Origin of the sequence: Lederbergia lenta NBRC 16444 (assembly GCF_001591545.1) — a bacterium.
Lineage (GTDB): Bacteria > Bacillota > Bacilli > Bacillales > Bacillaceae_C > Lederbergia > Lederbergia lenta.
Map to the genome: position 1 here is coordinate 1,394,402 of NZ_BCVC01000001.1, position 20,843 is coordinate 1,415,244.

Below are 20,843 nucleotides of genomic sequence, written 5' to 3' on the forward strand. Positions count from 1 at the left end.
TAATAATACACTAAAGGATCTTATATTATGGTATTTTTAAGATTAATTAATCCCTGCTAATTGATCATTTGGAATCGGGAGAGACCTAGTAGGGACCTCTCCCTGAGTACCTATATTCGTACCAATCTTCTATAAAATCAACATTAGAAATTCTTCGTCTATTAACCCCGTCAGAGCATTCTTTTAACAAGATACTATTTCCTTTACATCTCTAGAATCCACACCATTACATCCTAATTTTAAATTAGAAAATACATTTTTGGGAGTTAATAACATTAATGTAGTATATAATACAATTAGAATATTTTTCCAAGGAGACCTACTATGGAATTAATCACTGGCAAAGTAATAATCATCTCTATTTTTCTGTTGGTTGTCACTATGATTGAGACACTAGCTTATTCTACGAGGATATCGGGAGCTAGAGTAAAATTAATTGCAACAGCATTATCATTATTTAGTACGCTCGTTATTATTTCAAGATTCTCTACTATGATCCAGCAACCATTAACAGCAAAACTTATCGCGGAGGCACCTGACTCTCAAAAATTAATTTTCATCGAAGAACAATACAGAATTCTAATTGGTGTTACGTCGATCGGTGTATTTTTGGGCATTCTTTTATTTCCTACGTTCATCAATATCTTTTCTAGAGCCATTGTACAATTATCGAACGAACGTGGATCAGTTGTTGCCTTATTTATACATCAATTTAATTTAAATGGGATCAAAAAAGTAATAAATTGTTTTAAGCTACCTAGGTTATCATACTTAAAAGGAATCACATTTCAAACAATCCCTAAACGACTTTTTGTTATTAATGTCATTATTTCTGCTGTCTTTACAGTTGGGGTACTATCTTCTATATATGCTTCTATATTAGTTCCGAACGATTATGCTCAAGCAGCTTTAATGTCATCTGGTATCATCAATGGCATTGCTACTATATTATTAACCTTGTTTATTGATCCAAAAGCATCCGTATTAGCTGATAGAGTTGTAAAAAAGCAAAGTAAGTATATTTATTTAAAAAGCTATTCTTTGACGATGATTAGTTCAAAATTAGTTGGCACAATGATGGCACAACTCTTATTTCTTCCAGCAGCATATTATGTCGCCTGGTTCGCCGAGTGGATTTAATCTTAGTACTATCAAATACAATAGATGGGAACAACAATATTTGCACGACTTATAATAACTGGAAGTGTCTCAGTAAAATGCTTCATCATAAAAACATATAAGGGTGATGAAATGAATCTGTCTCCTACGATAAAAGGGGAAAAAATTCTACTTAGGAAGCCGATAGAAAATGATTTGAATGACTTTTTCAAATGTGGAAGAAATAAAGAACTCACCAGAATGTATGGCGGGGACACGCACGATTTGCAACCGCTGACAATGAAGGATGCAAGAATATTCATAGAAAATATATTATCAAATAAACTTGAGTGGTGTGTGGAATATGCGGGTCGCTGCATTGGTCAAGCACGATTAACGGTCAGTGAAGATGATTACCGAGCAAGATACGCTGTCGGACTGTTTGATCCCTCCGTGTGGGGAATAGGTTTAGGGACTGAAATTACGCAATTAGTATTGCAATATGCTTTTGAAGAATTACAGTTACATAGAGTGGATCTAAGGGTTTTAGCATACAATCACAGGGCCATCGCTTGTTATGAGAAATGCGGATTTGTAAAAGAAGGTGTTGAAAGAGAAGGGGCTTATATTGAGGATAAATTTGAAACAGATGTGATGATGAGTATTTTAGATAGAGAATACCATGTTTTACGAGATAATTTTGTACGTATGGATGTGACAAATTGACAGGTCGATTAGTAGTAATGTATCCAGGTAGGCTGATCTGAATATAATCAAATGACGGGGGGATTGAAATTGTTATACCATTTTAGCGAGGACCCAAGTATCGCAATATTTAAACCTAGACCATCAAAAGCATTTCCAGAACTTTCCCCGGTTGTATGCGATTGATAAAGAACATTCCGCTCATTATTATTTTCCTCGGGATTGTCCTAGAGAAAAGCAGAATGGACGGATGAGAAAGATGAAGATAGATTCTTTTCCGTTTCAAATGTAGATAAAATTATAGTTATGGAAAATCAATGGATAGAACGAATTCGCGATACTAAATTATACATTTTTTAAAGAGACATTTGAATTATTTTTAGAAGCTAAAACTGCTGGCTACTATATATCATATAAGGAAATTACTCCAGAAAAACTAGAGCTAGTTAACGGTTTAATCGAGAAAATTTTAAGTGAGAAGGTAGAATTGAGATTCACTCCAGATTTATATTCTATGCCCCAGACTGATAAGGATCCCAGTAACTTTATATGAAAATGTTCGAATGAGAAATATTTAAAAACCAATACATTCACAAGGGAGATACACGATGAAAATCAGTCAATCAAAGGATTATCAATTAATTGCTAAGTTGAATAAACAGGTGCATGATCTGCATTCTACATTATATCCTTCATACTTCAAGGAATATAATTATGAGGAGATAAAAGATGTTTTTAAAGAGTGTATGAAAAATAAAAGCTTTATTTTCTTACTAGTAGAAGATAATGATGTAGCAGTTGGTTATGCCTGGATTGGGATAAGAGATTACACAGAAGATGCCTTTAAAAAGGCGTATAATTCTGTCTATGTACATCAGATAAGCATAGATGAAACAAAGCAACACAAAGGCTATGGCTCTCGTCTAATGGAAGAAGTATATGCGATTGCTAAAAATAATGGAATTGATCTAATTGAATTAGATTATTGGTTTGACAACAATGTAGCTAAAGAGTTTTATCAAAAACAAGGGTTTTCACCATACCGAGAATTTGTATACAAAAAAGTTTAATAACTTTACATATCAGTACAGTACAGGGGGGAGTAATTCTGAATATTTTAGTTCTAATGATTTTATTATTATCATTAATAGCATCCACACTAACCTCTCTCTGGATAATAAGAAAGCTAGGAAATAAATGGATTGGAATGTTCGTTGTTTTTTGTATAAACACAGTTTTATTAGTAATAGCAGTGGTGATCTTACTCCGAATAGACAGCCAGACATTCCATAAAGAGACAGATGGATTATTGGGCAGTTTAGGGGTTGTGGTATTAATATTTTTTATTCCAGTTATTACTTTTATCAATTACCATATCCATGAATTTATTAGTAGATCAGAAAGGTAGAATTACTAATAATGATTTCTCGTTAACTGTTGGTACAGTTTATCGAACCCCATAAATAAAGGAGAAGGGCCGATTATGGATACAGATAAAAATATAGCGATTATTACCGATATTCATGGTAATAGTTCGGCATTAAAAGCAATGTTAACCGAATTGGATAAAGAGAAGCAAATCGATCACATTTATTGTTTAGGTGACTTAATCGGTATTGGTCATGAAACGAATAGTGTACTTGAGTTAATATTTTCGAGAAAAGATATATCTGTTGTTATGGGAAATCATGATAAGGCAGTGGTAAATATAATCGAAGGAAACGATCCAGCCAGTATAGGAGAAGAAAAGGAACATCATAAATGGATTGCGTCTTGATTAGACACTAAATTTATTTCTCCATTATCACAAATACCAAAGAGCATCTATGCTAATTACAATGGTCGGAATTTTCTGTTTGTCCACTACCATCTAAACGAACAAGGTGAATATTTACCAATAGATTATCAACCGAGTGCACAAAAGCTTGATGCAATATACCAAAAGTCTGATGCTGATATCGTTTGTTTTGGGCACCATCATGTGATCCATCATTTTAAGTCGAAAGAGCGACTTTATCTTAATCCAAGCTCTTTAGGTTGCCATCACAATCCATTGGCACCTTTCACTATAATAAAAATTGGAGGAAATGGTAGTATTAACGTTTCTTTCAATGAAGTGCCCTATAATAATAAGGAATTTCTACTTGCTTATCAGAAACTGAATATACCCTCCCAAGATTTTATTTTAAAAGTATTTTATGGGAACCAACATTTGGATGATACATCAAACTAATGTGGAAATAACAAGGAGTTGCTGGAATGAAAACGAAAGCGAATCATCCATTTATCTACTTTTTCATAGAGCCTAATGTAGTCTTTGTTTATAATATTAAAACACAGAATTATTTAACCGCATCTGAGTTAGTTTCAGTCGGAGAATGGGAAACATTTGAATTAAATCACGAGGATGAGTTTGCTAGATTTGATCACGAAGAAAGCAAACCACTTGAAGGTAGAGTCTACTTAATGAAACAGGATGATAGAAACATTATGTTAAAAGAAATTAATAAGCAAATTCAAAAACATCGCAATTTATCCAACATTAATAAAGAATTATCTAAATCATTCCATATCGTTTCCTCAGAATCTGCAGCTGGTTCTTTAAAAGTGGGACTAGATCAACCTAAAAACGTCATTGCTTTTCCAGACCTCTTTTCGATTGGACCGATGTGGAAGCTAGAGGAAAAAGTGGGGCAAACATTTAGATATGAATGGTTATTTGAAAATATTAATTCAAGTGAAAATGATGATGAATATGAAAATAAATTTACGAATGCGCTGCTAGAAATAGAGGGTATACCAGATCAAGTTCCAATTTATATTTGGTATGCTAATAACGCTGATGAGCAATCAGGTGTTCATTTTATCGTCCATTTATTGCGAGATAGGGCTAATGATATTTTTCTTCTTCACTCCACGGATCTATATAGTACATATATAAGTCGCAAAGATGATGCTCAATCTGTGTTCTATACGAGTCAGATTAGACCCAAAAATTTAAAATATATTTTCGAAAGATTCAAACCATTGATTCCACTATCTACTAAGGATCGAATTCAAATGCAAAGAAAATGGCGAACACTAGGTCAATCAAAAAAAATCTTACGTTTATGGTGTAATGAAGATTTAATCAGTGTGCCTGAAGTTCACTATGACCCACTTATCGTAAATACATTGAAACAGTTGCATAACGAGCAAGTAAACAAAGACTTTATTAAGGCTGGAAGAGTGATTGGCGAAATAGTAATTCAAATGGATGGAATGATTAGTGATTTCTTTTTGGAATATCGGATTAGGCATTTGATTTATAGTGGGGTATTTGAGTTAAAAGGAATACCGAAATCAATGAAGCATTATAGCGTAAAACTGCGTTCATAATTGATTCAATTATTTAAAGAGCGTTCATAAGTGTTACTTACTTGCTGATTCATAACATAATGGGGTGATTAGAATGGGAAAAACGAATAGATTAAAGCCAATAGAAGCTGCCAAAAGTTTTATTTTATACAATTATCCAAATTGCCAAGGTGCACTATTAGCTGGAAGCGTTGTTAGGGGTGAAGCAACAGAAACTTCTGATCTTGATATTGTTATATTTGATCAAAGTCTTGATTCTTCTTACCGAGAGTCTTTCATTGAGTTTGGTTGGCCAATAGAGATATTTGTCCATAATCTGACTTCTTATAAACACTTTTTTGAGATGGATTGTAAAGTAGCAAAACCCTCGATGCCGAGAATGGTCTCCGAAGGGATTGTCTTAATAGATGACGGTATTATCGACTCAATAAGAGAAGAAGCGAATGATATCTTGATGAAAGGTCCTGAAAAATGGTCACAAGAAACAATTAAAACGAAGCAATATTTTATTTCTGATGCATTGGATGATTTTTTAGGTAGTAATAATCGAGCGGAAGATATATGTATTGCTAGCACACTGGCCGAGTTGGTTCATGAATTTGTGTTAAGGACGAATGGCCAGTGGATCGGTGCATCAAAGTGGATCATCCGTGCTTTAAAACAATTTGATGAGAACTTTACCGAGGCGTTTGTGGAAGCTTTTGAGGATTTTTATAGAACAGGGAATAAAAACAAAATAGTTAAATTAATAGATGAGGTTTTAGACCCGTATGGTGGACGGCTTTTTGCAGGATTTTCGCTAGGTAAAAATTAAACTGTCGCGTAAAAGAATTTTACAAGGAGTGGAGCGTATTGACTATCAAAGAACAACGGATAGAATTGTACAATTTACTTGGAGATTTACCTTCAAAGTCGCAACCAATTTCCGCAAAAAAGCTAAAGGAAGAAGCATTACCTCACTATATACAGGAAGATTGGTTGCTCGATTTAAATGGTGTGGAATCGGTTCCTGCCTATTTTATAAAACTATTAAAAGGGGAGCCTCCTTTTCCAACCATTCTATTTAATCATTCACACGGGGGAAATTATGAACTTGGTAAGGATGAACTAATTAAAGGCAATCATTATTTGCAAAACCCTCCGTATGCAGAGCAATTAGCAAAATTAGGATATGCTGTTCTCTGTACAGATGCTTGGGGATTTGGTAAAAGAAGAGGAAGAACAGAAACGGAGCTTTTTAAAGAAATGCTCTGGAAGGGTCAAGTATTATGGGGAAATATGGTGTATGACAATTTACGCGCTATTGATTATTTATCATCTCGCTCGGATGTGGATTCAGATCGAATTGGTACGATGGGTATTTCTATGGGCAGTACCATGTCGTGGTGGCTGGCAGCTTTAGAGACTAGAATTAAAGTATGCATTGATTTATGTGGTTTATGCGATTTTCATACATTAATAGAAAGTCAAGGATTAGACGGCCATGGTATCTATTATTTTGTACCAAATCTCCTTAATCATTTTACAACCTCAGATATTAACTCACTGATTGCGCCGCGTCCTCATTTGAGCCTTGCAGGTAATTATGATCGTTTAACGCCTGCCAAAGGATTGGATATTATTGATGAGCAACTAAAAAAAGTTTATCAGGAACAAAATGTATCTGAGGCATGGCAGTTAAAGCGTTATAATATTGGACACTTTGAAACGGAAGATATGAGATACGAAATCATCTCATTTTTGCAGAAGTGGTTATAGAGAGGAATAAGGAGGAGTTTCGTTTGGGGTATGTTGAAGAACTAAGAAAAATAGTTGGCCATAGACCATTAATATTTGTAGATGCTGTCACAATTATTGTGGACGAATGTGGGAGGATTTTATTACAGCAACGTAAGTTGCAAAGCGGGAGGTCTTTGAAGAAACTGGCTTGAAAATTGATGATCTCCAATTAATTAATGTTTATTCTGGTGCAGAAAACTATATAAAAGCTGAAAATGGCGATGAATTTTATGTAGTTACAATTGCATATTTTTCTAAAAATGTAAAAGGTAATTTATTGGTAGATACATCAGAATCTTTAACATTTGAGTTTTTTTATCCCGATCAATTACCTAATAATATTGTAAAAAGCCATAAAAAGATTCTTGATGAATTTCTGAAGAATCATTATACACGCGAAAGGATATAAATCTATGAAGGAAAGACAAGGATGCGATTGTAATACCTTTATGAGAATTATGTAGGAGATGATGTAAAATGTCCGTTTCACTTATTTTCTCAATAGGCATATTGATTGTTTTACCAGCTGTATTTATTTTCGTTCTATGGAAAGCAGCTTTTAAAAGCAAGGCGGAATGGTTGTTAGATGCAGTAACTACTACTGTAATAGTTGTTTGGATATTTCAATCAGGAAATTGGAGTTGGGTCGGCTACTATTTCCGTTTTCTTGTATTAGCATTATTTGTTATAGCACTGCTTAATTCTTGGAAAAAGGTACGTAAATTACCTTTCAAAATAAAATATAAAATCAATCAAAAAGTTACACTTGGTGTTAATATATTCCTTCTTTTAATATTCAGTATTTATAATATATTTATCATTTCCAGTTATACAACTGATGAAGCAACAATTGAATTATCTTTTCCTCTTCAAGATGGGACCTACTATATCGGGCAAGGTGGAAATCATGTACAAATGAACTATCATCAGGCATATCCTGCTCAAAAATATGCTTTGGATATTCTGAAATTAAATAAATTTGGCACACGCGCAAATGGTCTTTATCCAAAAGAACTTAGAAAATATCATATTTACGAAGATGACCTGCATAGTCCCTGTAACGGGAAAGTTGTTGAAGTGCAAAATGAGTTACCTGATTTAACACCACCAGAAGCTGATTCGGAAAATCCAACAGGTAATTATGTCGCTTTATCATGTGAAAATACAGATGCGATTATTTATTTAGCGCATATGCAAAATGGTAGTGTAACAGTAAACCAAGATGCGATAGTAAATGTAGGACAAAAAATAGGAAAAGTAGGTAATTCGGGAAATACAAGTGAACCCCATTTGCATATTCATGCTGAAAAAGATGGGGTAGGTATACCTATTCAATTTAATAATAGGTTTCTTGTGAGAAACAGTTTGGTACGTTAACAATTGAGTATAATGATGAGCTAGGAACTATATTCTTAGTAATGTTCATTTTTCGATAGGCTATAAACCTAGAAAGTGATATTATCTCACTGTAAACAGAGCATCTTTTCATTCTACTGATTACTCTGTTTTCCATGATACAAATATATAATGGAGGCTAAGTATGTTAGAGATTAAAAAGCTTAATAAAGTTATCATCCGCACAGGACAGTTAAATGATGCAAAAACTGTTTAGATATTCAAAGAGCAGTTATATTAGAAAATGAATTTATGATAACAGTTACAGAAGAATTCAACAAGTCTATCGATCAACAAAGAAAATGGATACAAAAAATTTTAGAGAATGAAAGAGAAACGATCATAGTGGCAGAGACGAATAGTATAGTTGTTGGCTGGTTGATATTCCAATCACAAAACCGAAAGAGACTGCTTCACACTGGTTCATTAGGAATAATGATCCATAAAGATTTTAGAGATTTAGGTATTGGAAAAATGCTTATTAATGAACTATTGAATTGGGCAGAGTTGAACCCATTGATTGAGAAGGTATGCTTAGGAGTACTCGCAACGAACCATAGAGCGATAGCTTTATACAAAAGTATGGGATTTATTGAAGAAGGACGCAAAGTGAAAGCAATTAAGCTAAATACAAATGAATATGTTGATGACATCCTCATGTATAAGATGGTTTAAACATATTCATCTGAACGGTGCTTGTACATAACATATATGCAGGTTGTTTCTATTAGAACCAAGGAGGTTTCTTGTGATCAATGATATCGATTATTTACGCTTCGGAAGTGAGAAACAAAAACGAGCGTATAACGCAATATATGATTTAGGAATAATGAATGATTTATCTGACTATACGCCAGTCCTTTGTGGCACGATTCCGATTGAAGTTGATATTGAAAGTTCTGACTTAGATATTATTATGGAAGTAAATAATTTCAAGAAATTTGAGACTAGAATCAATGCTCTATACAATGGTAAAAAAGATTTTTTACTTAAAAGTACGATTATTAGAAACATACCAATCATAAAAGCAAATTTTATATTTGAAGGATTTGAATTTGAATTATTTGGTCAAGCTCAACCTGTACAACAACAATATGCTTATTTACATATGATAATAGAACAAACATTACTGAAGCAGTTCCCAACATTAAAAGAAGAAGTTATAAGACTGAAGCAACAAGGCTTTAAAACAGAACCTGCTTTTTGTAATATATTAGGTCTAAAAGGAGATCCTTACGAGAGACTAATTGAATTCGGAAAAGAGAAAGGGATTATAGTTTAACATATGTGATTAAACTAAATGACTAGTGTCATATACTTTGAACGGAAGTGAAACAATTGAATAAAGCGGAGATTATTTTTCAAACAGAACAATTTGTTCAACAAGAATTAAAAGAGGAACCCAGTGGTCATGACTGGTGGCATATTTATAGAGTAACTAAAATGGCTAAAAAGATTGCGAAACAAGAAAACGCAAATATGTTTATTTGTGAAATGGCGGCGTTGCTCCATGATATTGCTGATGAGAAATTGAATGTAATTGAAGCAACAGGTATTGCAAAGGTAAGAAATTGGTTATTGGAATTAAAAGTAGACGAGGTATCGAAAACGAAAATTATCGAAATAATCTCAACCATGTCATTTAAAGGTGGCGGGCAACCACCTATGAAAACCTTAGAAGGACAAATTGTTCAAGATGCAGACCGCCTAGATGCAATGGGTGCTATCGGTATTGCTAGAACTTTCGTATATTCTGGATCTAAAGGTCAAATTATATATGACCCAACTATTAAATCGAGAGAGTATATGACTAAGGAAGAATATCGAGATGGAATGACAACAGCAATTAATCACTTCTACGAGAAGTTATTAAAACTGAAAGGGATTATGAATACGAATTATGCTAAAAAATTAGCGGAAAGAAAACATTTATTTATGGAAGATTATCTAGAAACGTTTCTAAGTGAATGGGATGGAGAATAATGATTTAAGAATTAATTTTAGTTTAGTTAATTTAAGTATTATAGATTTTCTATACTGAAAAGGTGATGGATAGAACACTTTAATCTCAGAAACACTGGGTTGGCTCATCGTGATCTTTGGATGGATAATCTATTATTTAAAGGAAATAAAATAACTGCCATTTTAGATTTTGATAGATTGAAATATGACTATCCACAACTAGATATAGCAAGAGCAATTTTATCTGGCGCCTTGAATGAAAAAGGATTTGATGTTACCCTTGCTGTTACTTTTATGAATGGTTATATTGAAACATATTTATTATCGAAAGATTACTTAGTAAATGCTCTAAGATTGCTATGGTATATGGAAAGTACATGTTGATACATTCAGATATGAATCTAAATATCAGACCACCAGCACGTTTCTTTGAAGAAATGATTTGGTTAGCTGAAAATCTAAATAAACTAAAATCCATATGAGGAAATATATAATAAACTTCTTCACTCATCATCCAAAGATTAGTGATTATATTTGTACTAACATAACTCCAAAGGGAACGTATGTGTGATATAATGAAGTATGTAATAGCATAGGGTAACTCAAGGGTGGTTGGCTCACTCCCACAAGAAAGGGGGTGGTGCCGATGTCAGTATTCGAGGCGTTAATGTTTGCGGTAGCTTTTGCAAGCTTAATCATAACGGTTCTGGCATTTAACCAAAAAAAATAACCCATCCTTGAGTTAACGGCTCGTAGGGATGGGTTATTCCTGCTCTATGGAAGCTGATCCCCCTTGAAGGGAACCTGCTATTGCTTAAACCGTTTGGTGTTGACGCACCAAACGGTCTTTTTAATATAATCTTTAACTACGTACATTATACACTTAAATTACTGAATTTACAATGTTTTTAGCTATCAGATAGATCACTGATTTTCATTTTCATAAGATTAGATGTCTTTTGTCATTATGATTGAGTCCAGAAAATGTGACTTTTTAACCTGATCATGCTTAATGGTAAGAGCTTTTTAATAACTAGTAATTTAGCAATTGAATAAAATAACTGAAATGGTAAAATAGTAAATAAACTATACGAAAAGAGGTTGTAATGACTGATAAAGTGTATGTTAGCATGAAATTGATTAAGTAAGCTATTCATTAGACCAAGAGCGATTAAACAAAAGATATACTTTATCTACTTAAGAAATAGTTTGTTAAATAGACGAACTGGAATTAGAGATTGTGCCAAGTTTACAAAAAATCTCTTGCTAATTTTCATGTAAAATAAAGATTCAAAAGGCTAATCATAAAAGCAAAACATAATTAGCGATTTGATCGAGATTGTAATATACCATTATATCCACCGTTTCAAAGTAGAAGAATTATCTATTTTACATGGCTCTTTTCTAAGGATTTGTTACTTTTAGGGTGATTGGAGAGAAAGCGCTACACTTATGCGGAGCGGGGCAGTTGAGTGCCCATAGGCTTTTACGCCGAGTTGGCTCACGGTTAGCCAACAACCTATCCGCACTACTTGATAAAAAGCAAGAAAGTTTGCGAGAACAGCGATTTACATAAACTTTCTAGGGAAGTGTCAGAAGTATGAAACCCATTTACTTTGGCTTACTCCTAGCATTTTCGGGAATTATTATTTCATTCTTAATAATAGATTGGAATTTTATTTACATCATATCTGGAACCGTAAGTTTATTAGCAATTATACTTGCTAGTTTATCTATCGGGGCATTAGCTGATGGTGAAAGATCCCGAGTAAAGCATCAATCGGAAAATGAGACAGATAGAAAAAGACAATTGAGTTCCACGACTAAAATCCTGCTTGTTGGCTTACCAAATATATTAATAGCAGCTTTTGCATACGTTTTATTAAAAGTATTTAGCTAGAGCCGTATACCTAATAATGATGAAATAGTTTTTATAAGAAAAGACGAAAAGAAAGAGGGGACTAAAATGCTGAAAGGTTTATTTATATTAGATGACTTTAATCTAATTTACGGAAGTGTCCATGAAGAAATAAAGAAGTACATCGACGTTTACGCAGAACCACAAACAAAAGAATCAATTCAACAAAATCCCGCATTGTTGGCCGATACAGAAGTTATTTTTTCTGGATGGGGCTGTCCTGTTTTGGATGATAATCTATTGATGGCTGCCCCACATTTGAAAGCGCTTTTTTATGGAGCAGGTTCCATCAAACACATCACGACAGATGCATTTTGGGAAAGAGGCATTCCTATTACTAGTGCTTTTGCGGCAAATGCAGTACCAGTTGTCGAGTATACACTTTCGCAAATTTTATTTTCATTAAAACAAGGCTGGTCATATGTTCTCAAGACAAAAAAAGAGCAAAAACATATAAAAAAAATGGAGGTTCCTGGGGCCTATCATTCAACCGTTGGAATTGTATCGCTTGGTATGATTGGACGAAAAGTGTGTGAGATACTAAAGCAATTTGATGTTCATGTTATTGCCTACGATCCCTTCGTTTCAAAAGAGGATGCTGAGAAGTTACAAGTAGAGCTATGTTCACTGGAAGAACTCTTCCAGCGTTCAGATGTTGTGTCACTTCATACACCATGGATAAAAGAAACCGTTGGACTAATCAATGGTGAACTTATTTCCTTAATGAAACACAATGCTACATTGATTAATACATCAAGGGGAGCAGTAGTAAATGAGCAAGAAATGATTGAGGTATTAAAGCTACGTTCGGATCTTTTTGCAGTTTTGGATGTTACCTATCCTGAACCACCAATAGACGGATCACCACTCTTCACTATGGATAATGTTATTTTAACACCTCACATCGCAGGCTCATTGTCACAAGAATGCCAACGGATGGGGGAGTATATGCTGGATGAATTAAAACTTTATTTGCAAGGTAAACCTTTGCAATGGGAGATCACCAGGGAAAAGGCATTAATAATGGCATAATAAGCATTCGTTTATTTAAAATGGAACCTATTCGATTGTGAATAGGTTCCATTTTAGAATGTAATAGTTTTTTAAATTGATATTTTATGTTTGACTGGAAATGGTTCCGGTTTCTCACAAGTGCTTTGCATATGATAAAAGGCACCGCTTTCAGAAGAATCGTGAAATCCATGCATCGCTTCCAACACATGATATGCGAGTTGCCCATTTGCACGGTGAGGCGTTCCATTTTGAATCGCATTTGCCATATCCGCAACACCGATGCCACGGCTATTCTCATCATAGTTATGTGTTAATGGAATATCGATAAACTCTTTTTCATCGCGTTTACGCAGTTTCACAGACCCTCCAAATGTATTTGGATCAGGGACAAGCAATGTACCTTCACTGCCATAAATCTCTATTGGAGGGAGGGTAGAGCCACCGAATGCATCGAAGCTTGTTGTAATTGTTCCTATGGCCCCAGAATCAAAATCAAGTGTGCCAGATATGTGCGTGGCTGTAGAGACATTAATTTTCGTTCCAGCTTTTGGTTCACTCAGAATGGTTCGTTCCGGGTAACTAATTCTTGCTAGACCGGATAATCTCTTAATTGGACCTAATAACGCAATCAAAGCCGTTAAATAATAAGGGCCCATATCAAACATTGGTCCACCACCTACATCATAATAGAAGGCAGGGTCTGGGTGCCAATGTTCATGTCCACGACCAATCATAAACGCAGAGGCACCAATTGGTACACCAATTTCTCCGCTTTCTATTAAATGAAGGGCAGTTTGGATCCCGGCTCCTAAAAATGTATCCGGGGCACTGCCGACGAGTAAACCATTTTTTTGAGCCACATCAAGTATTGATTTACCTTCCTCACGTGTAACTGCTAGTGGTTTTTCTACATATACATGTTTTCCCGCTTCAAGAACTTGAATACATACTTCAGCATGCGCCTTTGGAATTGTTAAATTAATGATAAGGTCGATGTTTGGATCAGCAAGTATTTCTTTAACTGTATATGCTTGTGAAAGTTGATACTTTTCCGCTTGAGCACGAGCCCTGTTTACATCTAAATCAGCACAGGCAACAAGTTCAAGATGATCAAAGCTTGGGATATTTTGCATATAGATAGAACTAATATTTCCACAACCGATAATACCAATTTTGATTTTACTCATATTCTTCCTCCTTCGTAGTTATTGGCTATCTCCCATACCTGTATATACCGGCTCATTTTTATTTGTGGAATTTGTTTGATATAGTGTTTTTCCTTCTGCTGCCCATAAAAAGCCTTTTCTCATCATGTGAGATACCTCTTGCATAGCTACAATATTTGCTACATGGCCTAGTGAATTATAAAATACACGTCCAAGCCCCCAACGTTTCGTCCAAGCAACTGGCATATCAACGGATCCGTTCGTAGAATGCGGCCCACTAACTACAGGAAAACGAGTTGTCGCAAGTATTTCAACAGCAGGATCTACGTGCAAATAATATTGCTCGCTAACTACTTTGAAATCGTCCATATCTTCAAAAAGAGTACTAGAAGAATGTTTAAAATTAACCATATACTCGACACCATCATTACCTGGATGAGCGACCCAATTTCCTCCAGTCATAAACTGCCAATCTACATTTTTACGAAAAGAATCACACATACCACCATGACAACCTGCTAAGCCAACGCCACTTATTACTGCTTGGGAAATATTATTCACATATTTCTGTTCGATTTCACCCATTGTCCAGTGGGGGACAATTAAATCAAGTGACTTCAGCTTCTCAACATCTGCATATGCATCAAGTGAATCTGCTACTTCTACATCAAAGTTTTCATCTTTAAGGATATCTTGGAAAATGGACGCTACTTTTTCTGGTTCATGACCATCCCAACCACCTTGTACAATTAGCGCTTTTTTCGTCATAAAATACACTCTCCTTTTATTATATTAAAGGTCAGATATTTGAATCCATTGGCGTTTTTCTATAGATAAATCAACTGCTTCAAGAACTTGCTGGCATTTTACCCCATCAACAAAATTAGGAACCGGCTGACGATCCTCACGGAAAGCATCCATCAGCTCAACAAATGAGTGGATAAAAGTATGTTCATAGCCAATCGTATGTCCAGCTGGCCACCAAGCCTCTGAATAAGCATGTGCCGCATCCGTTGCTAACACACGACGGAAACCTTGGACATCTTCTTTATCATCTGTAAAATACACTTGCAATTCATTCATGCGTTCAAAATCAAAAATCACACTACCCTTACTTCCGTTAATTTCAAAGGAGTTTGTACTACGATGACCCGCAGCAAAACGGGTTGCTTCAAAGCTCCCAAGCGCACCATTTGAAAATCTAGCTAAAAATAATGTGGCATCATCGACAGTAACAGGTCCTTTTTCAGAACTTTTACTACTAGTTGCCGATAATCCAGTCATTTCTTCTGGAATCGGTCTTTCTTTTATAAACGTTTCGCTCATGCCAATTACTTCCGTCATATCGCCGACAAGGTAATGGGCCATATCAATAAGATGCGCACCTAAATCGCCATGCGATCCAGAACCTGCAACCTCTTTTTGTAGTCTCCAAACGAGAGGGAAGTCCGGATCCATGATCCAATCTTGTAAAAACCAAGCACGAAAATGATAAATGTCTCCTAATCTACCTTCATCGATCAATTTTTTCGCCAACATGACAGCAGGGGCAAAGCGATAATTAAAACCAACCATATGTTTTACACCAGCAGCTTCTACAGCAGCCAACATTTCTCTAGAATCATCAAGTGTAAGCGCTAACGGTTTCTCGCAAAAAATATGCTTTCCTGCTTTTGCAGCCTCCATCGCAATTTCTTTATGTGCATCACTCGGTGCATTGATATCAATTAAATCAATATCATCACGCTTTAATAGCTCTTTCCAATCAGTCGTATGTTCTTCCCAACCAAACTGGGAAGCAGCTTCTGCAACAGCTTCTGGATTTCTTCCACATATTACTTTCATTTCTGGTCTAATACTTTTAGGGAAAAACATAGGCAGATCACGATACGCGTGACTATGTGCCTTGCCCATAAACTTATAACCAATCATTCCAATATTAATAGAATTCATTTTCTCATCTCCTTTTTTACTTGAATAGATGCTCGTTCTATCAAGGTAACAGGTAGTCTTTCTTGAAGGACTACTGATTTTCCATTGAGCTCATTTAACACTTTTTCTGCGGCCATTTCGCCCATTTCAAGAAGGGGAACCTGTACAGACGTTAATTGAGGTTGAACCATGCTAGCAACATCAGAATTATCATAGCCGATGAGTGCATAGTCTTCGCCAACGTGATATCCATGCTTACTTAAGCCTTGCATTAAACCAATTGCCATCCGATCATTACCAGAAAAAATGGCATCAATATTAGACATAAGGGGTGCAATCTCTGTAGATAATTGTATCCCGCTAGTACGGCTGTAGTTCCCTTGAAATACCAACTCCGATGGTGGTTCAATACCAACATTTAAATAGGCATCTCTATAGCCTTTTAATCGTTCCATACTGTTAGAATATTCTAGAGGCCCATTGATAAAAGCGATTCGTTTAAATCCTTTTTCAAGTAGGAGGGACACCGCTTGAAAACTACCTTCAGTATGTTTAGCATCTACGGAATGAAACGGGTAACCTTCGTATGTTTGATTTACTAAACAATATGGAAGTTTTAATTCATGAAGTCTTTCAATCTCTTTTATTTCTTGCTCATCATTTTTTGCTCCAAGAATAATACACCCATCAATTTTTTGCGAACGGAAAAGCTGAACATAATCTTTTGGTTCATGGGGAGATTGAAACATGACGAGTAAGTTGTATTGACACTTTCCAAGCTGAATACCAATGCCACTTAATATACCAGAAAAATAATGGGTGGATAACAAATGAACTTTAGGTAAATAAGGTATAATCACACCAATGTTTCCGCTTTTTCCAGTAGCAAAGCTTTGAGCAAGTGCGTTAGGTTGATAATTGAGTGTTTTAGCCGCTTTCAACACTTTTTGTTTCGTTTCTTCACGGATTGGTCCGACATTATTGAATACACGAGATATTGTCGCCTCGGACACGCCGGCTAATTTTGCTACATCTTTTCGCTTAGCTAAAGAGATCCCCTCCAATACTTTATGTACACGTGTACATCTTCCCAAATAATCGATATATTGTCAATACGAATTGGTAATTATTACACAATTCTTTAAAGTGAGTATAATCGAGAGTAAAATTGTTTATTTTACAAAAAAATACATAGTTTACTATAATTATATGATATGATAAAGTCCGTTATATTCGCACTTATCCGACAACTATTAAAAGGAGGCTGAATATGAATAAGAAATTTTGGTTACAGGGTAATTATTTTCGTAGAAACTTTATTATCATACTTTTAATAACATCCATTCCAGGAATGATTATTGGCGGAGCGATATATTGGTTTGGTGCCGAGAAAATTGAACACGAACTGCAGATACTCCATCAAAAGCATGTGAATCAGCAAGCTAAACATTTAAATAGTCAGCTCCAAGAGTTGGAAGTGAATATAGCTCACTTAGGATTTGACCCAGAATTAACTAGTGATTTAAATGAAATCAACTTTATAAAAGAATTCTCAAAGACCCATAATCTTACACAATCTGTTTTCATGTTACAAGAAAGCAATCCTTTGATAGCTAAGGCTTATCTATACGTAGATGCAGAACAGAAAACTCTATTTAACCCGGAATATAATCCATTGACCAATATGAAAGAAACAGAACAATTACAATCGCTTCTTTCTAATAAGAGAGGTATTTATTGGCGAGAACTTCCCGAAACCTTATCCAAAGAAAAAGGAAAATCAAGCTTAGAATTTGGCTTAATTCATAATATTCCATCGGGACAATCTAATAATGTACTTATTGTAAAACTTGAATCTAATAAAATCACCCAACTTGTCAAGGAATTAAATCCATATAATGAAGGTGCTGCTTTTCTTGTGGAAAACGACCATCTTATAGCGGCGACGAATAGTATGCAAGATTTTCGATACGAACAAGATTTACATGCTAAAATTTTAGAACAAAAAGAGCCCAGAGGATCTTTCATGTATGAATGGAATGGGAGCAATTATTCTGTTTCATTTGGTGAGATGAAAAGAGTTAATGCAGAATGGAGTTATATTTCCATTTCACCTATGACTGCCATCGTTAAACCAATTATTGTTTTATCTAAGATAATTATTCTTATTAGTGTCAGTGGTTTTATTTTATCTATTATTATTACTTGGGTTGCTACTAGAAAAATATATAGTCCATTAGAAAAATTAATGAAAGCGCTATCTATATTTGAAGATAAAAAATCATCCACCAGGAAGACAAATGAATTCAAACTGATTGAGGATAAGTGGCATGAGCTGGCCGAAAACAGTCAACAGCTACAAAATCAGCTACTTACTCATATCCCTGCATTGAAAAATGGTTTTTTGATGCAGCTAACTCAGGGGCATTTAGAGGAATACTCAGAGCGAGACTTGTATAAACGAATGAAAGGATACGGATGGGAGATTGAAAATCCTTCCTTTTTATTTATAGATATCCAGTTAACAGGTGTGCAGCATATTAAAGGAAGCTTTTCACAAAGTGAGGATAGCACCATCTCATTTGTTGCTTCTAATGTTATTAAAGAATTGGCAGAAGAACAGTTTGTTCATATTCAAATGATGGATTTTCATGATTTATCATTTGGCATCCTCATCATAGAGGAGAAGAGATTTTCTACAAATGAATCTTTAATGCAATTTGCAAATATTGTAACGCAAGCGATCAATGAGATATTAAATTTACAAGTCACTGTGACTATTGGCGATCGGACAAGCAAAATAAAAGAAATACCTACAATATACGAAAAAGTTAAGCATGGTAAGCGTCTACGTTACTTTAATGATAAAAATCAAGTGATTCATTTACCGGAAGAAGAAAAATCAAATCTGCTCAAAGGAATATATTATCCGTTCACAATAGAAAAGAAATTAATTCAGTCGATTCGTATGGAACAAACAGAAGACTTCGAAGAGCTCATACAAAAATTCATGCTGGAATTAATAGCAAATGAATCAAAGGAAATAAATATTCAACAAGGGGTTATTCATTTGTTTAATTCATTTCAAGGGGAAATCATGCAATCGGGCTTTCATCCTTTAGAAATTTACGATGGAGAGGATATCATGCAAAAGTTAATGCAACATAGAGAACCTAGTAGTATCATTCATTGTTTTATGGAAGATGTAATCAGACCTTTCATGATCAAACTGCAAGGAAGACAAAATCATGAAAGGAAAAAATTAGTTGAGCAGGTTATTGCTAAAATTCAGGAAAGTTATATGGAAGATATCTCACTTGAAATGTATGCTGACCAGATAAATACAAATCCGTATACGCTTAGTAAAACATTTAAGGAAATTGTAGGGATTAATTTTATTGATTATTTAACTGATTTGCGAATAGAAAAAGCTAAACAACTTCTATCCACAACAGATGAAAAAATAAGTGACATTTCTGAGAAGGTTGGATACAGACATAGTTATTTCAATCGAATCTTTAAAAAACAGGTGGGAGTGACCCCAAGTCAATACCGACAAACTCAAAGAATGAACGAAATGCAAAAAAGTACAATTGCAGGAAAATAAATATAAAACTAACATCGTAGATACACATGATGTTAGTTTTTTTAGGAGGTGGAAATATGAATGTTAACAGATTTCAGCTAAGAGAATGTCCTTATGCCAATCCATTATCATCTGTAAGTTTTCATATCCATGAAATATTTAGAAAGGAGTTGCAGTAGCAAATGAATGGCTTAACAGGAAAATTATATCGTGCTTCAGAATTCATAATGAATATGGCATATCTTAATATCCTTTGGATAGGATCTACACTGCTAGGTGGCATTGTATTTGGATGGGCACCTAGCACGGTAGCACTTTTTACTGTTATTAGAAAATGGATCATGAAGGATGCTAATCTCTCTATCTATAGAACATATAAAGAAGCATTTAAAAAGGAGTTTCTAAAAGCGAATGGATTAGGCCTTATCATGGCGGCGGTTGGTTTAATATTGACGATAAATATACAATATTTTGTAAATCAAGTAGGAATCCTATTCTTTACTTTAAAATTTTTTACTTTCTTTATCGTTATTATTTATTTAGCCACAGCCCTAATCTTGTTTCCTCTTTATGTACAGTATGAATTACCTTTTTTCCAGTATTTGAACAAGGCGGTCATGATAGGCTTCGTAAAGCCCATATGGACTTTGATTTTAATTGCCGGTTTTTTTGTAACGTCTTTTATCTTATTAACTTTACCAGGAGTCATCCCATTCTTTGGTGTAAGTTTATGTAGCTACATACTTATGGCAATTGCTTTTCAAACTTTTCATAGCTATGAAAAGTCAATGAAATCAGCTGAGCATTTCATTGAGCACTCTGTATAAATAACCGAAGCAGACAACCACTTAGTATACAGGGATAAGAATAGATCTAGGCAAAAAATAAATAACAGCTAATCCAATGCGCTGTCATAGATGGGGTGAGGAAT

General features: G+C 34.7%; 20 protein-coding genes and 3 pseudogenes. 19 read left to right on the forward strand and 4 right to left on the reverse strand.

What is annotated here, in order from left to right:
* The first annotated feature begins 324 nt into the window (after nucleotides 1-324).
* From BLE01S_RS06575 to BLE01S_RS06650, 17 genes and pseudogenes are all read left to right on the forward strand, one after another.
* Nucleotides 325-1,140 (forward strand): lipid II flippase Amj family protein, encoded by an 816-nt coding sequence (locus BLE01S_RS06575; RefSeq protein ID WP_066138710.1) that lies wholly within the window; start codon nucleotides 325-327, stop codon nucleotides 1,138-1,140.
* 111 nt (nucleotides 1,141-1,251) lie between these two features.
* On the forward strand, nucleotides 1,252-1,824 hold the full coding sequence (locus tag BLE01S_RS06580; RefSeq protein ID WP_066138713.1) for a GNAT family N-acetyltransferase: 573 nt from the start codon (nucleotides 1,252-1,254) through the stop codon (nucleotides 1,822-1,824).
* Nucleotides 1,825-1,903: 79 nt separating this feature from the next.
* Nucleotides 1,904-2,095, forward strand: coding sequence for a DUF6886 family protein (locus BLE01S_RS21365; protein ID WP_369691403.1), 192 nt, complete (start codon nucleotides 1,904-1,906; stop codon nucleotides 2,093-2,095).
* A pseudogene (locus BLE01S_RS21370) lies at nucleotides 2,053-2,356 on the forward strand (DUF6886 family protein); the annotation flags it as partial. The gene BLE01S_RS21365 and the pseudogene BLE01S_RS21370, both read left to right, overlap by 43 nt.
* Before the next feature lie 55 nt (nucleotides 2,357-2,411).
* Nucleotides 2,412-2,873 (forward strand): GNAT family N-acetyltransferase, encoded by a 462-nt coding sequence (locus BLE01S_RS06585; protein ID WP_066138716.1) that lies wholly within the window; start codon nucleotides 2,412-2,414, stop codon nucleotides 2,871-2,873.
* 413 nt (nucleotides 2,874-3,286) lie between these two features.
* Nucleotides 3,287-4,036, forward strand: a pseudogene (locus BLE01S_RS06595) (metallophosphoesterase family protein).
* A gap of 26 nt (nucleotides 4,037-4,062) precedes the next feature.
* Complete coding sequence (locus BLE01S_RS06600; protein ID WP_066138721.1) at nucleotides 4,063-5,181, forward strand: DUF1835 domain-containing protein; 1,119 nt, start codon at nucleotides 4,063-4,065, stop codon at nucleotides 5,179-5,181.
* Nucleotides 5,182-5,254: 73 nt separating this feature from the next.
* Nucleotides 5,255-5,974: a nucleotidyltransferase domain-containing protein gene (locus BLE01S_RS06605; RefSeq protein WP_066138725.1), complete on the forward strand. Its 720-nt coding sequence runs from the start codon at nucleotides 5,255-5,257 to the stop codon at nucleotides 5,972-5,974.
* 38 nt (nucleotides 5,975-6,012) lie between these two features.
* Nucleotides 6,013-6,918 carry a dienelactone hydrolase family protein gene (locus tag BLE01S_RS06610; protein ID WP_066138728.1) on the forward strand — a complete coding sequence of 302 codons (906 nt, stop codon included), beginning with the start codon at nucleotides 6,013-6,015 and terminating at the stop codon, nucleotides 6,916-6,918.
* Nucleotides 6,919-6,941: 23 nt separating this feature from the next.
* Nucleotides 6,942-7,348, forward strand: a pseudogene (locus tag BLE01S_RS06615) (NUDIX hydrolase).
* Between the two features lie 68 nt (nucleotides 7,349-7,416).
* On the forward strand, nucleotides 7,417-8,316 hold the full coding sequence (locus BLE01S_RS06620; RefSeq protein WP_066138731.1) for a M23 family metallopeptidase: 900 nt from the start codon (nucleotides 7,417-7,419) through the stop codon (nucleotides 8,314-8,316).
* 270 nt (nucleotides 8,317-8,586) lie between these two features.
* Nucleotides 8,587-9,009 carry a GNAT family N-acetyltransferase gene (locus tag BLE01S_RS06625; RefSeq protein WP_326255596.1) on the forward strand — a complete coding sequence of 141 codons (423 nt, stop codon included), beginning with the start codon at nucleotides 8,587-8,589 and terminating at the stop codon, nucleotides 9,007-9,009.
* A 73-nt stretch (nucleotides 9,010-9,082) separates the two neighbouring features.
* A complete protein-coding gene (locus BLE01S_RS06630) occupies nucleotides 9,083-9,616 on the forward strand; it encodes a DUF4269 domain-containing protein (protein WP_066138734.1) in 534 nt (177 codons plus the stop codon).
* A 56-nt stretch (nucleotides 9,617-9,672) separates the two neighbouring features.
* Nucleotides 9,673-10,317 (forward strand): HD domain-containing protein, encoded by a 645-nt coding sequence (locus BLE01S_RS06635; RefSeq protein ID WP_066138737.1) that lies wholly within the window; start codon nucleotides 9,673-9,675, stop codon nucleotides 10,315-10,317.
* Nucleotides 10,318-10,416: 99 nt separating this feature from the next.
* Nucleotides 10,417-10,680, forward strand: a complete 264-nt coding sequence (locus BLE01S_RS06640; protein ID WP_066138740.1) for a phosphotransferase — start codon at nucleotides 10,417-10,419, stop codon at nucleotides 10,678-10,680.
* A gap of 1,216 nt (nucleotides 10,681-11,896) precedes the next feature.
* On the forward strand, nucleotides 11,897-12,196 hold the full coding sequence (locus BLE01S_RS06645) for a DUF5316 domain-containing protein (protein ID WP_066138743.1): 300 nt from the start codon (nucleotides 11,897-11,899) through the stop codon (nucleotides 12,194-12,196).
* Between the two features lie 66 nt (nucleotides 12,197-12,262).
* Entirely contained in the window at nucleotides 12,263-13,246 is a 984-nt protein-coding gene (locus tag BLE01S_RS06650; RefSeq protein WP_066138746.1) for a hydroxyacid dehydrogenase, read from the forward strand.
* Between the two features lie 71 nt (nucleotides 13,247-13,317).
* On the opposite strand, the gene BLE01S_RS06655 is transcribed toward BLE01S_RS06650, so the two are convergent.
* From BLE01S_RS06655 to BLE01S_RS06670, 4 genes are read right to left on the reverse strand one after another with little or no spacing between them, the layout of a single operon-like run.
* Nucleotides 13,318-14,415 carry a Gfo/Idh/MocA family protein gene (locus tag BLE01S_RS06655; protein WP_066138749.1) on the reverse strand — a complete coding sequence of 366 codons (1,098 nt, stop codon included), beginning with the start codon at nucleotides 14,413-14,415 and terminating at the stop codon, nucleotides 13,318-13,320.
* A gap of 18 nt (nucleotides 14,416-14,433) precedes the next feature.
* On the reverse strand, nucleotides 14,434-15,162 hold the full coding sequence (locus BLE01S_RS06660; protein WP_066138752.1) for a ThuA domain-containing protein: 729 nt from the start codon (nucleotides 15,160-15,162) through the stop codon (nucleotides 14,434-14,436).
* Between the two features lie 24 nt (nucleotides 15,163-15,186).
* Entirely contained in the window at nucleotides 15,187-16,347 is a 1,161-nt protein-coding gene (locus BLE01S_RS06665; RefSeq protein WP_066138756.1) for a Gfo/Idh/MocA family protein, read from the reverse strand.
* Nucleotides 16,344-17,390 (reverse strand): LacI family DNA-binding transcriptional regulator, encoded by a 1,047-nt coding sequence (locus BLE01S_RS06670; RefSeq protein WP_111703471.1) that lies wholly within the window; start codon nucleotides 17,388-17,390, stop codon nucleotides 16,344-16,346. Before BLE01S_RS06670 ends, BLE01S_RS06665 begins: the two co-directional genes overlap by 4 nt.
* A 206-nt stretch (nucleotides 17,391-17,596) precedes the next feature.
* Between BLE01S_RS06670 and BLE01S_RS06675 the strand changes: the two genes are divergently transcribed.
* Nucleotides 17,597-19,933: a helix-turn-helix domain-containing protein gene (locus tag BLE01S_RS06675; RefSeq protein ID WP_066138758.1), complete on the forward strand. Its 2,337-nt coding sequence runs from the start codon at nucleotides 17,597-17,599 to the stop codon at nucleotides 19,931-19,933.
* A gap of 161 nt (nucleotides 19,934-20,094) precedes the next feature.
* Nucleotides 20,095-20,739, forward strand: coding sequence for a YesL family protein (locus tag BLE01S_RS06680; RefSeq protein ID WP_066138761.1), 645 nt, complete (start codon nucleotides 20,095-20,097; stop codon nucleotides 20,737-20,739).
* Nucleotides 20,740-20,843: the final 104 nt, after the last annotated feature.